The following is an 18749-nucleotide window of genomic DNA, read 5'->3' as shown; positions in this document are numbered from 1 at the left end:
CATTTCCAAGGCTTGATTCTCATCGAGCATGACAATGGAGGAAACTGCGTAATTGAAGGTTGGAGTAGTTGGTGCTTCAGGCTATGTCGGCGGCGAGCTCTTGAGGCTTCTTGTCACCCACCCAAAGGTGGAGATCAACATGGTGACGTCGAGGCAGAAGGCGGGCGAGTATGTGCACAGGGTGCACCCGAGCCTGAAAGGGTTCATCGACCTGACGTTCTCGCCGATGGACATGGAAAAGATGGTCAGCAACTGCGACATGGTGTTTACTTCTGTGCCGCACGGCAAGGCCAACAAGATAGTCAAGGACCTGTACGACAGGGGAGTCAAGATAATCGACCTTTCAGCTGATTTCCGCCTAAGGAACCCGAAGGACTATGTCAAGTGGTATGGATGGGAGCACCCCTTCCCGGACATGCTGTCAAAAAGTGTGTACGGCGTGCCCGAGTTCCACCGCGAGGAGATCAAGAAGGCGCAGCTCGTGTCGTGCCCTGGATGCATGGCGGTGACGTCGCTGCTTGCACTAAAGCCGCTGATAGAGAACAACCTCATCGACACGGAGCACGTCGTGGTTGACAGCAAGATAGGCTCATCAGGAGCCGGCGCCAAGGCCAACGCGGGTACGCACCACGCCATGCGCTACGGCGTCATCAGGCCGTACAAGCCGGCGAAGCACCGGCACACCGGCGAGATAGAGCAAGAACTCTCGATAATCGCCAAGAAGCAGATCAAGATAAGCATGAGCCCCCACGCAGTCAACATAGTCCGGGGCATCCTGACAACGAACCACACGTTTTTGAAGCGCAGTGTCGAGGAACTCGAGCTGTGGAAGATGTACCGCAACTCGTACAAAGGCGAGCCGTTTGTCAGGCTCATCCGCGACAAGAAGGGCCTATACAAGTTCCCCGACCCCAAGTTCGTCGTCGGCTCGAACTTTTGCGACGTGGGCTTTGACATCGACGAAGACAACCAGAGGATTGTAGCGCTATCGGCCTCGGACAACCTCATGAAGGGCGCCGCAGGCTCGGCAATACAGAACATGAACGTGATGTTTGGCTATGAGGAGACAGAGGGCCTCAGGTACACCCCGCTGACCCCGGTATGATAGTCATAAAGATAGGGGGAAGCGTGGTCGACGGGCTCCACCCGTCAACGCTTGTCGACATCAAGGCCATAGCGGAAAAAGAGCAACTCATCTTTGTGCACGGCGGCGGCAAGGAAGTAACGTCGACAGCGACCAAGCTCGGCAAGGAGCAGAAATTCATCGTGTCGCCGGGCGGAGTCAGGAGCAGGTACACGGACAAGGAGACTGCAGACATCTACACGATGGTCATGTCCGGCAAGATAAACAAGGCCATAGTAGGCATGCTCTTGCGCCAAGGGATAAAGGCGGTAGGCATCGCCGGCATCGACGGCGGCATACTGAAGGCGGAGCGCAAGAAAAAGCTAATGATAGTGAATGAGAAAGGCAGGAAGATGGTAATCGACGGTGGCTACACGGGCAAGATAAACGCCGTCGACCCTTCACTGGTGAACAACCTCGTATCAAGCGGCTACGTCCCGGTTATTTCGCCGATAGCCCTTTCAGAAGAATTCGACTTCCTCAATGTGGACGGCGACAGGGCCGCCGCGTACGTGGCAGGCGGCGTCAAGGCCGACAAGGTGATCTTCATCACAAACGTTAACGGCCTGATGCTAAATGAAAAATTGGTTACGGCAATGACGCTGGAACAGGCAAAAGATATGCTGCCAAAGATAGGCTTTGGCATGGAAAAGAAGGTGCTTGCCTGCACCGAGGCGCTTGAGATGGGAGTCAAGGAGGCGATAATAGCGTCCGGCCAGGTCGACAAGCCTGTATCCTCTGCCATCGCACACAGCAACTGCACGGTGATAACCCCGAAATGAATGGCGAGGACAACTATCTTGGCACGCTGTACCAGCGCTTCCCGGTAAACGTCGCAAGGGGCAAGGGCGCGCGTGTGTGGGACGTGCAGGGCAAGGAGTACATCGACTGCATGGGCGGGTACGGAGTCGCGCTCGTCGGGCACTGCAACGATAGGGTTGTCGCTGCCATCAAGAAGCAGGCCGAGACGCTCATCACCGCGCACATGTCAGTGTATAACGAGACGCGCCTTGAATTCATGAAGAAGATGGCTATGCAGGCGCCGCCGGGACTGACCAAGATGTTCTTCACAAACTCGGGGTCCGAGTCGGTGGAAGCTGCACTCAAGTTCGCCCGCAAATTCACGGGCAAGCCCGGCGTGATCGCGATGAACGGCGCCTACCACGGCAAGACCTTTGGCGCGCTTTCCGTAACATATAATGAAAAGTACAGGAAATCGTTCATGCCGCTTCTGGAGGGGGTCAAATTTGTGCCGTACAGCGACCCTTCCAAGCTGGAGGAGGCAGTCGATGCCAGCACGGGTGCTGTCATACTTGAGCCGATACAGGGCGAAACCGGCATCATAGTCCCGCCCGACGACCTCATACCGAAAATCCGCGAGATATGCGACCGCAAGAACCTGGTGCTGATATTTGACGAGATACAGTCAGGGCTTGGCAGGACGGGCAAGATGTGGGCGGGGCAAAACTGGAACACGACGCCGGACATAATGTGCCTTGCAAAGGGCATCGCAGGGGGCGTGCCCATGGGGCTAGTACTGACAAAGCCGGAGATAATGGACGCAATAAAGCTTGGCGAGCACTCGTCGACCTTTGGCGCAAGCCCGCTTGCCTGCGCCGCCGCGTCCGCAACGATGGACGCCCTGACTCAGGACGGCCTTGTCAATAATGCTGCAAAAATAGGCAGGTTCTTCAAGGAAAAGCTGGAAGGCCTCAAGGAGCGCCACAAGATAATCAGGGAGGTCCGGGGCCTTGGCATGATGCTCGGCGTCGAGCTCCGCTTTGAGGTAAAGGACATGCTTTTCGACGGAATCAGTCAAGGACTGCTGATGCTGTACTCTGGAAGGAACATCCTTCGCCTGCTTCCGCCACTTGTCATGGACGAAGCGACGGTTTCCCGCGCAGTTGAAATAATGGACGGTGTATTGACAAGGGAGGAACAGAGGAGAAATGTCAGCTAACATTGACGGGACCGACGAAAGGATAATCCGCATACTCCAGGAAGACTCCAGAAAGGCATTCGTGGACATTGCAAACGAGATAGGGCTGTCAGAGTCCGCTGTGAGGAGGCGCGTCAAAAACCTAGTCGGGTCTGGGATGATCAAGCGCTTCACCATAGAACTTGGCGCAAGCGACAAGACAAGCGCAATCACGCTCATCTCCGTCAGCTCATCGGCAGACACGTCCGCAGTTTCGTCAAGGCTCATGAAACTGCCCGGCATCGAAGTCGTCTACGAGATAACAGGCCAGTACGACATCGCTACCATCATAGCCGCGCCGGCCATAGTGGAGATAAACAAGTGCATCGACGACATACGCAAGATAGAGGGTGTGTCTGACACCAACACCGTGATAATTCTGAAGACGATGAAGTAGGCCTCACACATTTATTTTTCACCCAGTCTAGATACTAGCTTGTGAACTAAACCGTATTTCGGGTTCGCCTAGGGCTGGTTCCCGATCTTGCATAAAGCTTTGACATAATGCCAGCGGGTTGCAGAACGTCAGGAACCGTGAACAGACTAGGCGTGGGGCTGAAATGGTGTAACTCGTGCTAACCGTGGGTGGAGATACCGAATTTCGGGTCTATTTACACTCACTGTATAAGATATATATAGTTGGAGTAGACTGACGTAGGCTAATGAACAAGGCGATTATAGCTGGTATCGCCGCCGGTATTCTTGTAGTGGGACTTGTTTTCAGCCCTCTGTTCAATGGCTCCCCACTTACATCGGCGCAAGCTGATCACTCCGGCGTGACGAGACATGTCACCCTGATTGCAGACGAGATGGAAGTCCAAGTGGCTCCTGACAACGCTTTGCATCCGGGTGGAATCATGTACAACGCAATGGTCTTTAACGGCACTATTCCGGGTCCAGTAGTCGCCGCTAACGTGGGCGACGCGATAGAGTTCACCCTGACAAACGAGGGTGATGTTATACACAGCCTCGACTTCCACGCAGGCATAGGCGATGCACTCTCTGGCAATGTTGGGCCAGGCGAGAGCAAGACATGGACACTACAGGCAAACACAGCTGGCGCATTCTACTATCACTGCGGAGCTGACGGGCTCTTCGGCGTATGGGAGCACATTGCCAACGGCATGTACGGCGGCATTGTTGTGCATCCGCAAAGAGAAGCTCCAGCCAAGGAGTTCTATATGGTCTTTGGCGAGATCTACAACAGCGCTGACAAAGGTCTTTTCGAAGGCACTGAAGGTGAAACGGGGAGCTTTGACGTAGGCAAGCTGCTTTCCAACGACGCTGACCTCGTCATGACCAACGGCATGGCCCACAAGTATGTGCCGGCTATCGGACAGGCAACTCAGGTTCCGCTGAACCCAGATCTGCTGGCTGAAATGCAGAGAGGCGACCTGACCAACTTCTTCAAGGTCAAGCCAGGCGAGCTGACAAGGTGGTACATCGTCAACCCAGGTCCCAACGACTATATCGCGTTCCACTTCATCAATGGTATGATTGATGTGAGGGACGGCAACGTAAGGGGCAACTTCCTTGGAAGGCAGATGATTCAGGACGAGACTTGGACCATACCTCCGGGCTCTGCGAGCGTCATCGAAGCTACCTTCCCAGTGCCCGGTCTCTATGTGGGCGTTGACCACAACATGAACCACGTCCTGAGGGGCGCGGCATTTGCAGTCGTGGCAACCAACGATGCCACTGAAGACGACCATCCTCCGGGCACATGGGTCCCATCCAAGGCTTCCCTGAAATAAAGCGCAGCGATGATGATGGAAGGCTAAGCGCCTCCTCATCTTTTTCCTTTTTTATTTATTCTTTCAGAACATAGAGTAGATATTCATATACTTGCAGCTATGAATTAATGCGATGTCTCGACCACATGCCGACCCCAACACAGGCAGGTACAAGGAAAAATGCAACAGCATACTTGGCATTTCGCCCAGAATACGCTATGCTGGGATAATGAACAAGTTTGGCCGAACTTTAGCCGGAGCACTGCGCAAGGGCGTCGTCCCGCTGCTTAGGCCGGAGGAAGCCAAGAGCGAGTACTTCATCGAGGCCGCACGCAACCAGATGCGCAGGAGCTTTGAAAAGTCAATCGGCAAGACTGAATACACGCTCACCGAGAACGAGAAGGTCAAGATACTGACGCTGACTTACCCTGAAAACCTCTATTACATCACGATGGACAAGGAAACGCCGGCCGATGAAGTAACAAAAATAATCAGTTCGGCGAAAAAGCTGACGGGTGGCTAAGCTTTCAAAATTGAGAAACATCTCGCACTGTGACCACGTGCTCAAGACAACGAGGTTGCGAAAAAAGGCTACTTTGCAAAGGCCTTGAGCCGGCCCCTCATCTCGCGATCTTTAGAAATGGCCGGGTGGCTTGGGTCCGCCAGAACAACTTCATACCAGAGGTTCATGCCGTCCTTGTGCAGGTAGTACGAGCCCATAACCTCGAGGTTGGGAAATTTTTCTGATACCCTGCGCTCCGCTACCTTGCGCATGCTGATACCCTGCTTGATGTGAACGACACCAAGGTGCTTGGGCCTCCTGCCGGAAACCGGTCTCTGTTTCCTCATGCCGCCCCTGCCTACCCTGATGCGAACTACAACTATGCCCTGCTTGGCCTTATAGCCCAGCTTGCGGGCCCTGTCTATTCTGCTTGGCTTGTCAATCCTGTTGATTGTGGGCTCTTTTCTCCATGCGATGGCCTTTGACTTTAGTTCCTCGGCGTTTTCCTTCCACATCCGGATCCATGTCTGGGCCATGTAGCTGTGCATTATACCACTCTCCTGACGGGTAGCCCCTTATATTCTATATTACGCCCCGCAGAATCTGGATTATCTTCTCTGCAATCACGGTGGACGCAAGCTCCTGTGCTTCCCTGGTCTGCGCGCCGACATGGGGCGTGCACACCACGTTTGGCAGCCCCAGCAACTGCTTGCTTGTAGGCGGCTCGACCTCGAAAACGTCTAGCGCCGCGCCGGCAAGCCTGCCTGCCTTCAGCGCGTCGTAAAGCGCGTTTTCATCTATTATCTCGCCCCTCGACGTGTTTACAAGATAGGCCGTCGGCTTCATCTTTGCAAGGCGCTCGGCGTTGAACATGTGCTTTGTCTCCGGCGTCGTCGGCACGTGGCACGTTACAAAGTCCGCGCTCTCCAAAAGCGTGTTAAGGTCTGTAACTATCATGCCTGTTTCGCTGATGAACTCCTTGCTTATGGGGAACGGGTCGTATCCAATGAGGTTCATGTGGAGCGCCTTCGCCATTCTGCCTATGTGACGGCCTATGTTTCCGACGCCGACGATGCCCAGGTACTTGCCTGACAATTGGGAACCCATCATCTCTTTCTTTATCCAGTTGCCTTTCTTTGTCTCAGCGTCGGCCCTGGGTATGCTCCTTGCAAGGGATATCATGAGCCCGATTGCAAGCTCCGACACTGCAATGGACGCCGCCTCGGGCGCGTTTATCACCTTGATCTTTTTCGCTTCGGCAGCCTTTACGTCAACGTTGTCAAGGCCAACTCCTACGCGCGCTATTATCTTGGCGTTTGAAGCCTCGATTACGTCTTTTGTAACCTTGGTCCTGCTCCTCACAACAAGCACATCATAATCCTTCGCAGTTTTCACAAGCTCGTCTGCCTTTATCTCGGGCTTGTAGTCTACATTCAGCCCGGCACGCTTCATGCTATCAATGCCGGCCTGGTCGATGAAATCGCAGACGATAACCCTGCCGCTGACTTGCATGTGCGTTGAGCATGCCGGTGATAATATAATGCTATTGCGATAACGCTTAATGTCAGGGCGCTGCAACGGTGTGCGTGAGCAGTTTCGTGTTCCGCGCAAAAGATCAGGACCGGCGCTTGTACGCAAGGCGCGAGCTTTACGTGAGCATACGCAGGGAGTGGGAAAATGGATCGAGGCTGTTCTTTGCAAGCAAGACACACGTAGACTTGCTAATAGGCTCCGGCATAATTGAAAAAATAATTGAGGTTGACGTAATGGACGAACAAGAGCGCAGGCTTTGCCTGCAGAACAACTGGTACGGCAAGATTGTCTTTGAGCGCGTCGAGCGCTTTTCGCCGCCCCTGTCTGTGCAAGACACACCGCTCGCAGGTACCCGACCCGCGCTCTTGCACGGCCTTAACCTCCCTGAAGAGCAGGCGGCAGAAATCGACAGCCTCGTCTCTTCACGGATAATCTCGTGAGTCGATTAATTTATTACGGCCGCAACGCACCGGCAATTGCGATGTCTTTCAGGATTGACAGGGATTCGCTTGGTGAGGTAAAGGTTCCGGCAAACGCCTACTACGGGCCATTTGCGTTCCGGGCAAAAAAGATGTACAAGGTTACCGGCCAGAAGGCTCACGTCAACCTTGTCAGGGCCTTTGCCATGATAAAGCGCTCTGCCGCGCTTGCAAACAAAGAGCTTGGCGCGCTGGACGCAAAAAAGGCGGACGCGATCGTCAAAGCATGCGACGAGATCCTGAAAGGCAGGCTCATGGATCAGTTCGTCGTTGAAGCGATAAACTCGGGCGCCGGCACGGCGTTCAACATGAACACCAACGAAGTAATCGCAAACAGGGCGCTTGAAATCCTAGGCAAGAAAAAGGGCCAGTACGATATCTTGAGCCCAAACGACCACGCAAATATGTCCCAGTCGTCAAACGACACATTCCCGACCGCGATGCACGTAGCCATATTGACAAACATGGTCGAGACGGACGCGGCCATCACAACGCTTGTGAGGTCGCTTCGCAAGAAAGCCAGAGAATTCCAGAGCGCCATCAAGATAGGCAGGACTCACTTGATGGACGCGATACCTGTCACGCTTGGGGCCGAGTTTGAAGAGTACGCGTATTCGATAGAGCGGGCGCAAAAGAGGATGCGCGAGGCGATGGACGGCCTGCGCGAGGTGGGCCTTGGCGGCACAGCCGTCGGAACGGGCGCAAACACGCCAAGAGGATATCGCAAGCTCGCAATCAAGCGCCTGTCAGAAGTTTCAAAACTTGATCTCAGGCCTTCGCCAAACACGTTCTACTCGCTGCAGAGCAAACACGACGTCGCCAACTGCTCCTCTGCACTGCGCAACCTTGCAATAGAACTGACAAAGATGGCAAACGACCTGCGGCTCATGGCCTCCGGCCCCACCGCGGGCTTTGCAGAAGCGGTCTTACCGGCGGTGCACGCCGGTTCGTCGATAATGCCCGGCAAGGTCAACCCGTCGCTTGCAGAGTGCCTCAACATGGTCTGCTTTAACGTCATCGGCAACGATGTTTCGGTTGCGATGGCCGCGCAAGCGGGCCAGTTTGAGCTGAATGTCATGCTGCCGGGCATGTTAAAGTGCGTGCTCGACTCTACTGACATGCTCAAGAACTTTCTGCCAGTATTTTCCGCGCACATGATAGACGGCTTGAGGGCAAACAGGGAAAGGCTAAAGTCGTATATTGAAAAGAGCCCCGTGCTCGTGACACTGCTTAATCCGTACATAGGCTACCTGAAGGCGGCAGAGATCTATAAGGAGTCTTTGAAAACAAACAAGAGCATCCGCGAGCTTGTAATGAAAAAGAAGCTGATGACCAAGAAACAACTTGACAGGGCACTTTCAAAGGCCAGCATACTTGGGTCCTAGTTTCCCGGCTTTCCGATTTCTTGCAATTTCACGCACGGCAAATATCATCAGCAGGCCCTGTAGCACGTAGCCGCCAGTTATCAAAACGATCGCGTTGAACGGCTTTGAGAAAGTCGTCATTATCTCGACGTGTGGAGGCGCAAGCGAGTTGCCGACCATCACGATGGATGCAAGAGGCACGCACGCGTACAGCTGCTTTCTGTATCCTGCAAACGTCAGGATCGTCAGGACAATGAACGCGACTTCAACGGCAATGGCCCTGTCAAGGAACATGGGGTTGCCTGCGGGAATGGCAACTGCTCCAAGAACGCATATTGCCACAAGCACATACGCGACTGACCCTGCCTTCATCAGCGCAAAAATTCGTGTTTAGCAACTAAAGCGTTTCATGCGCTTAGTTTATACGCTCTGTCGTTTTTACAGTCGGCATGAGAGTTGCCCGGATAATAAAGACAAAGGAGCCATTAGAGCTGCAAGATATTGATATTCCCAATCCTGCCGGCGCGCAGGTCCTAGTCAAGGTTGAAAGCGCAGGAGTCTGCCATAGCGACCTGCACCTCTGGGAGGGCGGATACGCCGGCCCTCAGGGCGTCCTCATGAAGGTCGAGGACCGCGGAGTCAAATTCCCGCTGACACCGGGCCACGAGGTAGCAGGCACGATAGCTGAAATGGGCCCGGATGTCAAGGGCTTCTCCAAAGGCGAGAGGGTACTTGTTTACCCGTGGATAGGCGAGGGCTCGTGCCCGGCGTGCAGGGCTGGCGAGGAGAACCTCTGCGACGCCCCAAAGTCGCTAGGCGTCTATCAGGACGGAGGCTACGGCGAGTACGCGCTAGTGCCGAATCACAAATATTTGGTCAAGCTGGACGACTTTGACCCAAGCGCGGCGGCCTCGCTTGCCTGCTCGGGGCTCACAGCCTACACGGCTGTGAAAAAGGTGGCAGTCAAGGACGGCGAGACCTTGGTGATAATCGGCGCCGGCGGCCTCGGGCTCATGGCTGTGCAGATTGGAAAGGCAATAACAAAAGCAAGAATAGTCATAGTCGACATTGACGAAAAGAAACTTGCGGAGGCAAAGAGGCTTGGCGCAGACGTGATAGTGAACTCGGGCACCGGCGACCCCGTGCAAGGTGTGAAGGATCTCACCAAAGGCCTTGGCGCAGAAGCCGTCATCGATTTCGTGAACAACGGCAAAACCGCGCCAAACTCGTTTAACATGCTCAGGAAGCGCGGCAAGCTGGTGATGGTCGGGCTTTTCGGTGGCTCTATGGAAATCAACTTGCCGCTGATACCGCTCAGGGCGTTCACGATTACCGGTGCCTACACAGGCAAGTACTCAGACCTAGTCGACCTTGTGGAGATTGCAAAACAGGGCAAGCTCCAGTCAACCGTGTCCCGCAAGTTCAAGCTGGAAGATGCAAACAAGGCGCTCGAAGAGCTGAAGGCAGGAAAGATAATAGGCAGGGCAGTAATCAATCCCTGATTATTTTCCCCTGTACAGCCCCACGACAATAATTATATGCGCACAAGCCGCAAGATATCGCGGTGCAAAATAGTAACGCCATCGCAGATGAAGGCCTCCATCCCTTTGCCAAGCTTGCCATAGCGTACATGGGAATCATGGCAGGCCTTGGGTACTCGGCCTGACGTTTCACACCATTGCGTCAACCGGGGAGGCTCTAGGAAGCGTTCCGGTTCCTCCGGCAGCGTACTACCAGACAATATTGTATTATGTTACTCTGACAGGCTTTTCACTTGGCGCGCTCGCCTTTTTGGCAAAAGACATTCGCATGGGTGCGTACCTTGCGTTTGCAGCACTTGCAATCTCTATTCTTGCTCCGGTCGACAACCAAACCCCCAACGTCTCGTTTAACATAATCTACTGGTTCATGATCCCAAATGCCGTTGTCGGCATATTGCTTCTTAAAGCTGTCAAGACGCTCCGCTAGAGCACCGTAATCAGACTATTCCACCAATAGCCTGCTCTGTATGTCTTTGACGACGACTGACTTGATGTTGACAAACTCGCGTATGCCAAACTCTGACAGCTCGCGGCCTATGCCCGACTTTTTGACGCCGCCAAACGGCAGACGCGGGTCTGACCTGACCATCTCGTTCACCGACACGAGGCCTGACTCTATCTGCCTTGCCAGCTTGACCCCGCGCTCGATGTTGTTTGTCCAGATGCTTGCGCCAAGCCCGAACTCGGAATTGTTGGCCTCCCGTACCGCCTGCTCCTCGTTCTCGACCACGATTATTGGGGCTGCGGGCCCAAAGACCTCCTCCCTTACAATGTTCATGTCGTGGCTGACGTTTGAAACGATGGTGGGCTCGTAGAAAAACCCCTCGCGGTCAACCGGCCTGCCTCCTACCAGAACCTTGCCGCCCTTTGCCCTTGCGTCTTCCACCTGCTTGGCAAGGGCCTGCCTCTGGTTGTCCCGGACAAGCGGGCCGACGGTGGTCCTGGGATCGAACGGGTCGCCCACAACTTCGGCCTCGGTATTTTCCATGAATAGTTGCGTGAACTTTTCCGCGACGCTTCTCAGGACGATAAAGCGCTTTGCTGCAATGCAAGACTGGCCGTTGTTCAAAAGGCGCGACTGCGTGGCCATATGCGCGGTCTGGTTCAAGTCCGCGTCCTCGAGCACGATAAACGGGTCGCTTCCGCCAAGCTCCAGTACGAACTTTTTCAGGCCGACAGATGCCAGCTCTGCCACACGCCTGCCCGTGTTGAGGCTGCCGGTAACGGAAACCGCATCAATGTCCGCCTGCACCAAAGCCTCGCCCACGCGGTAGTCGCCTATTACTACTTGGAAAACGTTTTCCGGAAATCCCGCGTCCTGGAAAGCCTGCGACAGCTTTAGCGCGCTCCCGAGGCAGACGCTGGAGTGCTTCAGCACCCCGACGTTTCCGGCAGTGAGCGCAGGAACCGCAAATCTCATTACCTGCCAAAAAGGAAAGTTCCACGGCATTATAGACGCGACCACGCCAAGTGGCTCAAACGACACAAAGCTCTTGCGGAATTCTGTAGGGACTATCTGGTCGCGCAAAAACACTTCTGCGTGCTCGGCATAATAGTCGCAGACCCACGCGCACTTTTCAATCTCTGCAAGCGACTGACGCACAGGCTTCCCCATCTCCTCGGTGACCGTCCTGGCGTAGTCCTCGCGGTTTTTCCGCATAACCCTGCCGAGCCTGCGCATCAGGTCGGCCCGCTCGCCAAGGTCGACCTTTTTCCACGCGGCGTACTCTTCGCGCCCAAGCCTCACCTTACGGCTGATGTCTTCGCTGCTTTCAGCGTCGTAGCGTGCGATAATTTTACCTGTAGCGGGGTTAACGGTCTCTATTTGCATGAGAGCGATTGCGCGCCGCGCATTAATAAGTAGATTAGATGGGATGTATCCCGCCGGCAGGATTTGCTCCAAGACAGCTTTTGCCTGTCTTGTTTGAGCCTGCGACTCTTCGGTTACTGCTACCTGTGCGCCCGATATGCTGTTGCACGCGGTCAGCAAACTTGCCGACATCTACAGCCGAAAGCTCTACCAGGCTGAGCTACAGCGGGACAGTTCCGTTCACTGCTTGTATGATATATAATCTTCACTCAAGGTAGCGCGCCACGTCAAGCGCAAAGTAGGAGATTATCCTGTCCGCGCCCGCCCTCCTCATCGCGGCCATCGACATCACCTTCCACTCTTCCTCGTCCACGAGGCCGCGCCCTGCTGCCGCCTTTATCATGGCGTACTCGCCTGAAACGTTCTGGACGGCAACAGGCGTCCTGAAAGCCTCTTTGGCTCTTTTTACAAGGTCAAGGTAGGCAAGCGCGGGCTTGACCATCACCATGTCGGCGCCCTCCAGTATGTCCTGGGCCATCTCCCTCATAGCCTGCCTTGGGTTTGCATAGCCCAACTGGTACGAGGACTTGTCTATTGCACCCCCGCTCTGAAAAGCTGCCGAGCGAAACGGCGTGTAGAGCGACGAGGCGTGTTTGGCTGAATAAGACAGTATCCGCGCCGAAAACCTTCCGGCGTCAAGCACCCCCCTTATCGCGCGCACCTGGCCGTCCATCATCGCCGACGGGGCGACGACGTCCGCGCCGGCGCCGGCGTGGCTAACGGCGATTTCTACAAGCGCCTTGACAGTCGAGTCGTTGTCAACCCTGCCGTTTGCCAAAAGGCCGCAGTGCCCCGACAGGTTGTACTGGCAGAGGCAGACGTCCGTTATGACGCTTACAGACCTGCCAAATGCCGACTTGATCTCTTTTGCCGCTTGCTGGACGATGCCGTTACTGCCAAACGCGCCCGAGCCTTTTCCGTCGCGGCTTTTGGGTATGCCAAAAATGATTACTGACGAAATGCCTGCGTCTGCAACCTCCTGCACGCGGACAACCGTTTCCCTCGCAGGCGTTAGGGGCAAGCCTGGCATAGCCCCTGCGCTTGCCTGCTGCCTCTCGGACACGAATACTGGGCAGATCAGATGCTCCTTCTGCAGCCCTGCAGCCAACAGAGCGTCGTGATATTGCGCAAGCGCGGCCTGCAACAAGAATGGCATGGGTAGGGTCCTATGAATACCTTGTCAAATCCTGTTTTCCCTAACCTTGATAGAATAATCCTGCAAAAGAAATGACATGCGCGTGACAGTCGGCTAACGATTCCACGGGACATCATAGCAATAGACCTGTACCTCCAATGCATGGTTATGGACATGGGGCTTGCCGTTGCCTACAACGACGATGCGGTTGTGTACTTTAAGCCGGCCGAGAGTATGCAGGACATTGCCTCCTAGGTTCTCAGCGCGGTAAACTGGCACCTGCAGGTGAGTGAGCATATTGAGCGGCTGGGGGTCGGCCTCCTGCTGCACATCGCGCCAGCCCAGACCGCAAGGACGGTCATATCAAACACGATAGGGGCGGCCTCTGTCGCGATAGGGTACTCTCCACTGCCCTATTGCTGATACAGGGTTGCAGGCACCAACTCGGCGCTCTGGCACACTGCTGCGAGTTCCAAGTCGCTTGGCCTGCGGTGACGTGATCTACTTCGCGCACATTTTTATGACACCGCAAACTGTAACAAGGCAACAGGCAGGTGCAAAGGAGGTAGGCCCAGAAAATGGAAGTGCAAAAGAGTCAAGAATCGATTACAAACAGCGGCTTTACGTGGACGGATATGCAGAGGCCGGCCTACGAGGACCTTGTGGAGCTCGGGAAAAAGCACCCGTCGTTTAACAAGCTCAATTTTGAGGACTGCCTTTCAAAAATCCAGATACCGAAGATAGACCGCTACGAGGACCACCTCTTTATTGTCATGCACTTTCCCACGCCGGACAAGGAGCGCGGATTTGTCTTCTCACAGCTTTCGCTGTTCGTGGGCGCGGACTACCTCGTGACGGTCCACCAGGGCGAACTAAAGCCAATCGAGGAGCTGTTCAGCATTTGTGGGAGAGACGAGAGCTTGAGGCAGACCATGATGGGCAAGTCGTCGGGTTACCTGCTCCACAAGATAATAGATGCCCTCGTAGATGATCTTTTGCACCTCCTCATGAAGGTGGTGGGCAACATAGAGGACATCGAAGATTCTGTGTTTGACGAGCGGGTGTCGGTTTCAAGGCAGATAGCACTCCTGCGACGCGAGATAACGACGCTCCGGCGCATAGTGCTGCACGTAAAGCGGGCCGTTACAGAGCTGACAAAGGATGTCCAGCGATTCTCAAAGGAAGACCTGACGGCCCACTTTAAAGACGTGCAGGACCACGTCGAGAAGGTCAACGAGGCGCTGGAGGAGGCAAAGGAGACGGTTGAGATTTACAAGGACACCGATTTCGTGCTGAGCTCCGAAAAGACCAACAAGATTCTTGCAGTCTTGACCATAATATTCACACTCTCTATACCTGCCACCGTCATCGGGGCGTTCTACGGCATGAACGTCAACATTCCCGGCGGCATCGAAACGGGTTCTTGGATGCAGCTCGGGCCCTACACCACGTTCATCTTTGCGCTCATAATATCCCTGGCGCCGGCGGCCCTCATGTTCGTGTACTTTTACCGCATGGGTTGGCTTGAAAGGCCCAGATAATTATTATTTTATTCTGCTACAATAAATGTAATTTTACCACCTATTGACCCAGTACTGGAAATTTTCATGAGAAAAGGCAAATACTATATATAATAGCAGCATCTCAGAAAGAAAGGGTTGGCGGGAAAGGGGGACGACATCGGCGGATACGTTTGCACCCCGCACGGAAAGCAGACCGCGTCGCTCTTGGAAGCCTGGAAGAAAGACGGCAACATCATTGACATTTACTTTGCCACGGCGACTTTTTCCGAAGAAAGCGTGCCCTACTTTCCAAACAAGGCCAACAACTACGTCGTGGCGTCCTTCAAAGACATGAAGGGCGTTCTTTCTGACATCATCTTCCACGATGTGGATAGGCTTGCATTCATGTTCGGACTGAACAGCCCGCTCTTTGAGCGCGTTGGCGACAGGCTGAACTATGTCTCGCTGTATTTCACAAAATATTCAAGCGGCGACCCGGCGATAGGCGACCTCGCAAACGTGATTGCCCGCCGGGACAGGGTCAAGAAGGCCAGCCTTGCCGAGATGCAGCTCTTGTCCGCTGAGCAGCCCCGGTTCACGTTCCCGTACGCAAAGAATCTTGTAATCCTGGAGGTGGAAGGCTCCGAGACGCACCAGACGGACCAGAAGTACTGCGAGCGCACCAGGCGCGACGTGGCAAGGAAGGGCATAATGCTGAACAACCTTGTAAGTTTTTCAATCCTTGACAAGCTGAAGTGACTTTTCACAGTAGACTATTTAGACAGGACCTAAAAGCGATGGATGCGAAAATGCCGCATGCGCCATCAGGCAAACATACTGGAGCTCGTGTGGACCTACCGGGAAGAGAAGGACACGGACAAGAAGACCAAGCTTTACAACAAGATCCGCAAAAAGCTGTCATACCAGCCGGAGCTCAAGATGCCTTCCATGATCACTGACGATTTCGTCGATTCTGCGCTTGACAGGATATAATCATAACTGTTAAATATGCTGCCTTTTTTCAGAATCCTGAATTATATTGAGCAAGCCGATGGAACTTGGTGCCCTCAAGGTTGGTTCGTACATTATCATCGACAACGAGCCGTGCAGGATAGTCTCGTACGACCACAGCAAGCCGGGCAAGCACGGCTCTGCCAAGGCCAGGATAAACGCGGTCGGAGTCTTTGACGGCAACACGCACCCGTTCGTCGGGCCGGTTACCACTAGGGTGGACGTCCCGCTAATCGACAAGAGGAGTGGCCAGATAATATCCAAGAGCGGCAATGTCCTCCAGATTATGGATCTCGAGAGCTTTGAGGTGTTCGAGACATCGTCGGTGGAAGACGAGATAAGGGACAAGCTCCAGGACAACGTCCAGGGCCGCGAAGTTGAGTACTGGAAGGTAATGGACAGGATAAAAATAGTCCGCGTCAAGGGCTAGTCGCTAAGTTCATACTATACCGCACGGCATTACCGTCGGATGCTGATGACGTGAAGGAAGAGCCGTCTGATCTTGTGATGAAGATTATGAGTCCTGAGGCATCCGCTACATTCTCTTAGACCGCGGATTCACAATTGCGTCAAGGGCGTTGCCTATCAGCGCAAACGCTAGGCCCGTTATCGCTATCAGTAGGCCGGGTGGGACTATCCACCACCACAGGCCTCGAACAGCCGCGCCGGCGGAATTTGCGTCGTGCAGTATCTGGCCCCATGTGGGTATCGACGGGTCGCCAAGTCCCAGAAAAGAGAGCGCGGCCTCGCCTAGAATGGCAGAGGGCACGGCGATTGCTATGCTTGCAAACGTGAGTGGCAACAGTTGTGGGATTATGTGTCGGAATATGATGCGCACGTCGGACTGGCCCATCAATTTCGCGGCTTCAACATATTGCAGGTTCTTTATCTGAAGTGCAAGGCTCCTGCTTATCTTTGCCATACCCACCCACCCAAATATCACCAGGAATCCGGTGATGAGAAAGATGCTCCTACCAACCGTCACCGACAGGATTACCAGCAGCGGAAGTGTGGGGAGCGAATAGAAAATGTCGTTTACGCGCATGAGTCCCTCATCGGTCCTGCGGCCCTTATAGCCGGCCACGACTCCGTAAATCAGGCCTATGAGAATGGAGGCGATGGAGACCGTCAGGCCGATAAATAACGCCACCGGGGCGGCCCAAAGTATGCCGGTTGCAAGGTCGCGCCGGAGCTCGTCGGTGCCCAAGACGCCGTACACCTTGCCACCCAAGATGATGCCCGAGTCCTCAACCGAGTCGGCACCGTCAAAAAGGTAGAACGTCTCGCGGAAGACGTACGTGCCCTTCAGCGGTTTGCTTTCGTTTGCGTCTGAGAAGAGCATCACCTGGGGCCTCGACGGGTCCTGCGGGTAAGAAAACGTGCCGACATCGCCGCGCAGGGACTCGGCTACGGCCCTGTCGGTTGAGAACACCCTTGACGAGAATACGTTCTGGCCACCCTGAGCCGGCGGGAGCGACGCAAAGTAGATCCGAAACTCCTTGCCATCCGGCCTCATGACATCTGTCTGCAGGGCCGGCTGTGTTGAGCCGTAGCGCGCAGAATATAACAACATGAAATCCGCAGGGAACTGGTCATAGTCGAACTGCACTGTGTACGAGTGCGTCACGATCTTTATGCCGCCGTCGAAGGTCTCCGTCACCTGGGCGCTGCCCGAACGCATGACCAGGTGCTCGGGCGCCTTTGCGCCAACCAGGTTGGTCCAGGCCGGAGCGGCTGACTTGGGCAGGTCAATCCAAAAATTGGGGTTGTTCCATTGCCTGTACGACTCTAGCGGTATTGCGACTACTGAGTAAATGGTCATGAGTATGAGCCCAAGTAGTATCGCGGCACCGGCAATGCCGCTCTTTGAGTGCCGGAACTCGCGGATTATCTCTGACCTTGAAAGGACGCTTGTGGGCGCGCTCAGGACACCTTCACCCTCGGGTCAAAGTACGCGTAGATTATGTCGGTCAAAAAGATGGTGATGACGAATATGACAGTCGAAACGTACGTCAGTCCCACTATGACCGGTATGTCAAACATCCCTATGGCGTGGTAATACAGCTGTCCCATTCCGGGCCAGTCAAAGACAGCCTCCACCGTGATTGCGCCGCCAAACGAGCTTGCGAGGCTGAGCGCGACTACCGTCACGATCGGCGGGGCGGCATTTTTGAGAGCGTGAGAGTAGACGATCCTTTTTTCCGGTATGCCGGCCGCCCTTTTTGCCGCGATGTAGTCCTCGCCCAGTATCCCGACGACGAAATAGCGCACGATGTAGGCCCAGGCTCCAAACCCGACCAGTATTATTGTTATGAGTGGTAGAAGCATGTGGTACAGCAGGTCCAGCGCGTAAGCAGGGTCGTCCGGCGGCGTCAGTGGCGTAGCCCGGGCAGGAAAAATGTGGTAAGTAAACGCAAACGCAAAGATCATGAGCATGCCGACCCACCACGTGGGGAACGAGCCGGAAAAGACGGCAAACGCCGAGTTGAGCCTGTCCCACAGCGATCCTGCCCTATTTGCGACAAATGCCCCCAGGTACAGGCCGATGACGGTGATAACAAGCGTCGACGTGGTGAACAAGAGCACGGTCTTGGGTACCTTTTCCAAGATTATGTCCCGGACGTTGGAAGAGCCGCTCTCGCTGGTGAGAAAGTTGGACTTGCCAAGGTCGAGCACCATCACCTTCAGCACGGTGTTGAAGAAGCGCTTGGGCGAGTACCACGGCTCGTCAAGGCCAAGTGTCCGTACCTGCAGTTCCACCCGCTCGTCGATGAACCGTTGGCGTTGCTCCGCGTTGCTGAACTCCAGCTCGCGGAAGTTTATCTCCTCGACGACGTAGAACTTGACGCCGTCCAACAGTATTCTGTCCATAGTGGGGCCCAGGAGCGCTATCGTGAGCACGAGCGTGGCAAACAGCACCACTATGGTGTTTATGGAGCGGACCAGCACAAAGCGGTAGAATCCACTCAACTCGCTAG

The 18749-nt window shown here is 54.6% G+C and carries 22 protein-coding genes and 1 tRNA gene; 15 read left to right on the top strand and 8 right to left on the bottom strand.

What is annotated here, in order from left to right:
• Positions 1-52: 52 nt before the first annotated feature.
• The 6 genes from argC to VGA14_RS01975 all read left to right on the top strand — a co-directional run bounded on the left by argC (position 53) and on the right by VGA14_RS01975 (position 5357).
• Entirely contained in the window at positions 53-1105 is a 1053-nt protein-coding gene (gene argC, locus VGA14_RS02000; RefSeq protein ID WP_331002071.1) for an N-acetyl-gamma-glutamyl-phosphate reductase, read from the top strand.
• Positions 1102-1905: a [LysW]-aminoadipate/[LysW]-glutamate kinase gene (locus VGA14_RS01995; protein WP_331002070.1), complete on the top strand. Its 804-nt coding sequence runs from the start codon at positions 1102-1104 to the stop codon at positions 1903-1905. Before argC ends, VGA14_RS01995 begins: the two co-directional genes overlap by 4 nt.
• Positions 1902-3083, top strand: coding sequence for an acetylornithine/succinylornithine family transaminase (locus VGA14_RS01990; protein ID WP_331002069.1), 1182 nt, complete (start codon positions 1902-1904; stop codon positions 3081-3083). Before VGA14_RS01995 ends, VGA14_RS01990 begins: the two co-directional genes overlap by 4 nt.
• Positions 3073-3498: an HTH-type transcriptional regulator LysM gene (gene lysM / locus VGA14_RS01985; protein WP_331002068.1), complete on the top strand. Its 426-nt coding sequence runs from the start codon at positions 3073-3075 to the stop codon at positions 3496-3498. The genes VGA14_RS01990 and lysM overlap by 11 nt, the downstream gene beginning before the upstream one ends.
• A 265-nt stretch (positions 3499-3763) precedes the next feature.
• Positions 3764-4855 (top strand): multicopper oxidase domain-containing protein, encoded by a 1092-nt coding sequence (locus VGA14_RS01980; RefSeq protein ID WP_331002067.1) that lies wholly within the window; start codon positions 3764-3766, stop codon positions 4853-4855.
• A gap of 112 nt (positions 4856-4967) precedes the next feature.
• The gene (locus VGA14_RS01975) at positions 4968-5357 is read left to right on the top strand and encodes a hypothetical protein (protein ID WP_331002066.1); all 390 of its coding nucleotides are present in this window, start codon (positions 4968-4970) and stop codon (positions 5355-5357) included.
• A gap of 68 nt (positions 5358-5425) precedes the next feature.
• Here the strand turns inward: VGA14_RS01975 and VGA14_RS01970 are convergent, their stop codons facing one another.
• Together VGA14_RS01970 and VGA14_RS01965 are read right to left on the bottom strand one after the other, a co-directional pair.
• Complete coding sequence (locus tag VGA14_RS01970; RefSeq protein WP_331002065.1) at positions 5426-5884, bottom strand: 50S ribosomal protein L15e; 459 nt, start codon at positions 5882-5884, stop codon at positions 5426-5428.
• Between the two features lie 34 nt (positions 5885-5918).
• Entirely contained in the window at positions 5919-6848 is a 930-nt protein-coding gene (locus tag VGA14_RS01965) for a hydroxyacid dehydrogenase (protein ID WP_331002064.1), read from the bottom strand.
• A 74-nt stretch (positions 6849-6922) separates the two neighbouring features.
• Between VGA14_RS01965 and VGA14_RS01960 the strand changes: the two genes are divergently transcribed.
• Positions 6923-7309 carry a hypothetical protein gene (locus VGA14_RS01960; RefSeq protein WP_331002063.1) on the top strand — a complete coding sequence of 129 codons (387 nt, stop codon included), beginning with the start codon at positions 6923-6925 and terminating at the stop codon, positions 7307-7309.
• Positions 7310-7350: 41 nt separating this feature from the next.
• Entirely contained in the window at positions 7351-8733 is a 1383-nt protein-coding gene (locus VGA14_RS01955) for an aspartate ammonia-lyase (protein ID WP_331002062.1), read from the top strand.
• On the opposite strand, the gene VGA14_RS01950 is transcribed toward VGA14_RS01955, so the two are convergent.
• Positions 8707-9084, bottom strand: coding sequence for a hypothetical protein (locus tag VGA14_RS01950; protein WP_331002061.1), 378 nt, complete (start codon positions 9082-9084; stop codon positions 8707-8709). The two genes, VGA14_RS01955 and VGA14_RS01950, sit on opposite strands and share 27 nt — an antisense overlap.
• 77 nt (positions 9085-9161) lie before the next feature.
• Between VGA14_RS01950 and VGA14_RS01945 the strand changes: the two genes are divergently transcribed.
• Together VGA14_RS01945 and VGA14_RS01940 are read left to right on the top strand one after the other, a co-directional pair.
• Positions 9162-10214 carry an alcohol dehydrogenase gene (locus VGA14_RS01945; protein ID WP_331002060.1) on the top strand — a complete coding sequence of 351 codons (1053 nt, stop codon included), beginning with the start codon at positions 9162-9164 and terminating at the stop codon, positions 10212-10214.
• 289 nt (positions 10215-10503) lie between these two features.
• On the top strand, positions 10504-10680 hold the full coding sequence (locus VGA14_RS01940) for a hypothetical protein (RefSeq protein ID WP_331002059.1): 177 nt from the start codon (positions 10504-10506) through the stop codon (positions 10678-10680).
• Between the two features lie 15 nt (positions 10681-10695).
• Here VGA14_RS01940 and VGA14_RS01935 read toward each other — a convergent pair whose 3' ends face one another.
• The 3 genes from VGA14_RS01935 to hemB form a co-directional block, all read right to left on the bottom strand.
• A complete protein-coding gene (locus tag VGA14_RS01935) occupies positions 10696-12084 on the bottom strand; it encodes an NAD-dependent succinate-semialdehyde dehydrogenase (RefSeq protein WP_331002058.1) in 1389 nt (462 codons plus the stop codon).
• Between the two features lie 48 nt (positions 12085-12132).
• Positions 12133-12293 (bottom strand) — tRNA-Tyr (locus VGA14_RS01930).
• Positions 12294-12328: 35 nt separating this feature from the next.
• Positions 12329-13267, bottom strand: a complete 939-nt coding sequence (gene hemB, locus VGA14_RS01925; protein ID WP_331002057.1) for a porphobilinogen synthase — start codon at positions 13265-13267, stop codon at positions 12329-12331.
• A gap of 276 nt (positions 13268-13543) precedes the next feature.
• Here hemB and VGA14_RS01920 point away from each other — a divergent pair, with 276 nt between their 5' ends.
• The 5 genes from VGA14_RS01920 to VGA14_RS01900 all read left to right on the top strand — a co-directional run bounded on the left by VGA14_RS01920 (position 13544) and on the right by VGA14_RS01900 (position 16201).
• Positions 13544-13681 carry a hypothetical protein gene (locus VGA14_RS01920; protein ID WP_331002056.1) on the top strand — a complete coding sequence of 46 codons (138 nt, stop codon included), beginning with the start codon at positions 13544-13546 and terminating at the stop codon, positions 13679-13681.
• Positions 13682-13836: 155 nt separating this feature from the next.
• Positions 13837-14799: a magnesium transporter CorA family protein gene (locus tag VGA14_RS01915; RefSeq protein WP_331002055.1), complete on the top strand. Its 963-nt coding sequence runs from the start codon at positions 13837-13839 to the stop codon at positions 14797-14799.
• 117 nt (positions 14800-14916) lie between these two features.
• On the top strand, positions 14917-15519 hold the full coding sequence (locus tag VGA14_RS01910; protein WP_331002054.1) for a hypothetical protein: 603 nt from the start codon (positions 14917-14919) through the stop codon (positions 15517-15519).
• Positions 15520-15576: 57 nt separating this feature from the next.
• On the top strand, positions 15577-15753 hold the full coding sequence (locus VGA14_RS01905) for a hypothetical protein (protein WP_331002053.1): 177 nt from the start codon (positions 15577-15579) through the stop codon (positions 15751-15753).
• Positions 15754-15811: 58 nt separating this feature from the next.
• Complete coding sequence (locus tag VGA14_RS01900; RefSeq protein ID WP_331002052.1) at positions 15812-16201, top strand: translation initiation factor IF-5A; 390 nt, start codon at positions 15812-15814, stop codon at positions 16199-16201.
• A gap of 105 nt (positions 16202-16306) precedes the next feature.
• Here VGA14_RS01900 and VGA14_RS01895 read toward each other — a convergent pair whose 3' ends face one another.
• Complete coding sequence (locus VGA14_RS01895) at positions 16307-17593, bottom strand: ABC transporter permease (RefSeq protein WP_331002051.1); 1287 nt, start codon at positions 17591-17593, stop codon at positions 16307-16309.
• Positions 17594-17694: 101 nt separating this feature from the next.
• A complete protein-coding gene (locus VGA14_RS01890; protein ID WP_331002050.1) occupies positions 17695-18741 on the bottom strand; it encodes an ABC transporter permease in 1047 nt (348 codons plus the stop codon).
• Between the last annotated feature and the right edge of the window lie 8 nt (positions 18742-18749).

The sequence above is a fragment of the Nitrososphaera sp. genome (genome assembly GCF_036397675.1).
Lineage (GTDB): Archaea > Thermoproteota > Nitrososphaeria > Nitrososphaerales > Nitrososphaeraceae > Nitrososphaera.
The sequence above is the reverse complement of the archived record's forward strand: the minus strand, read 5'-3'. Positions and strand labels throughout refer to the sequence as shown.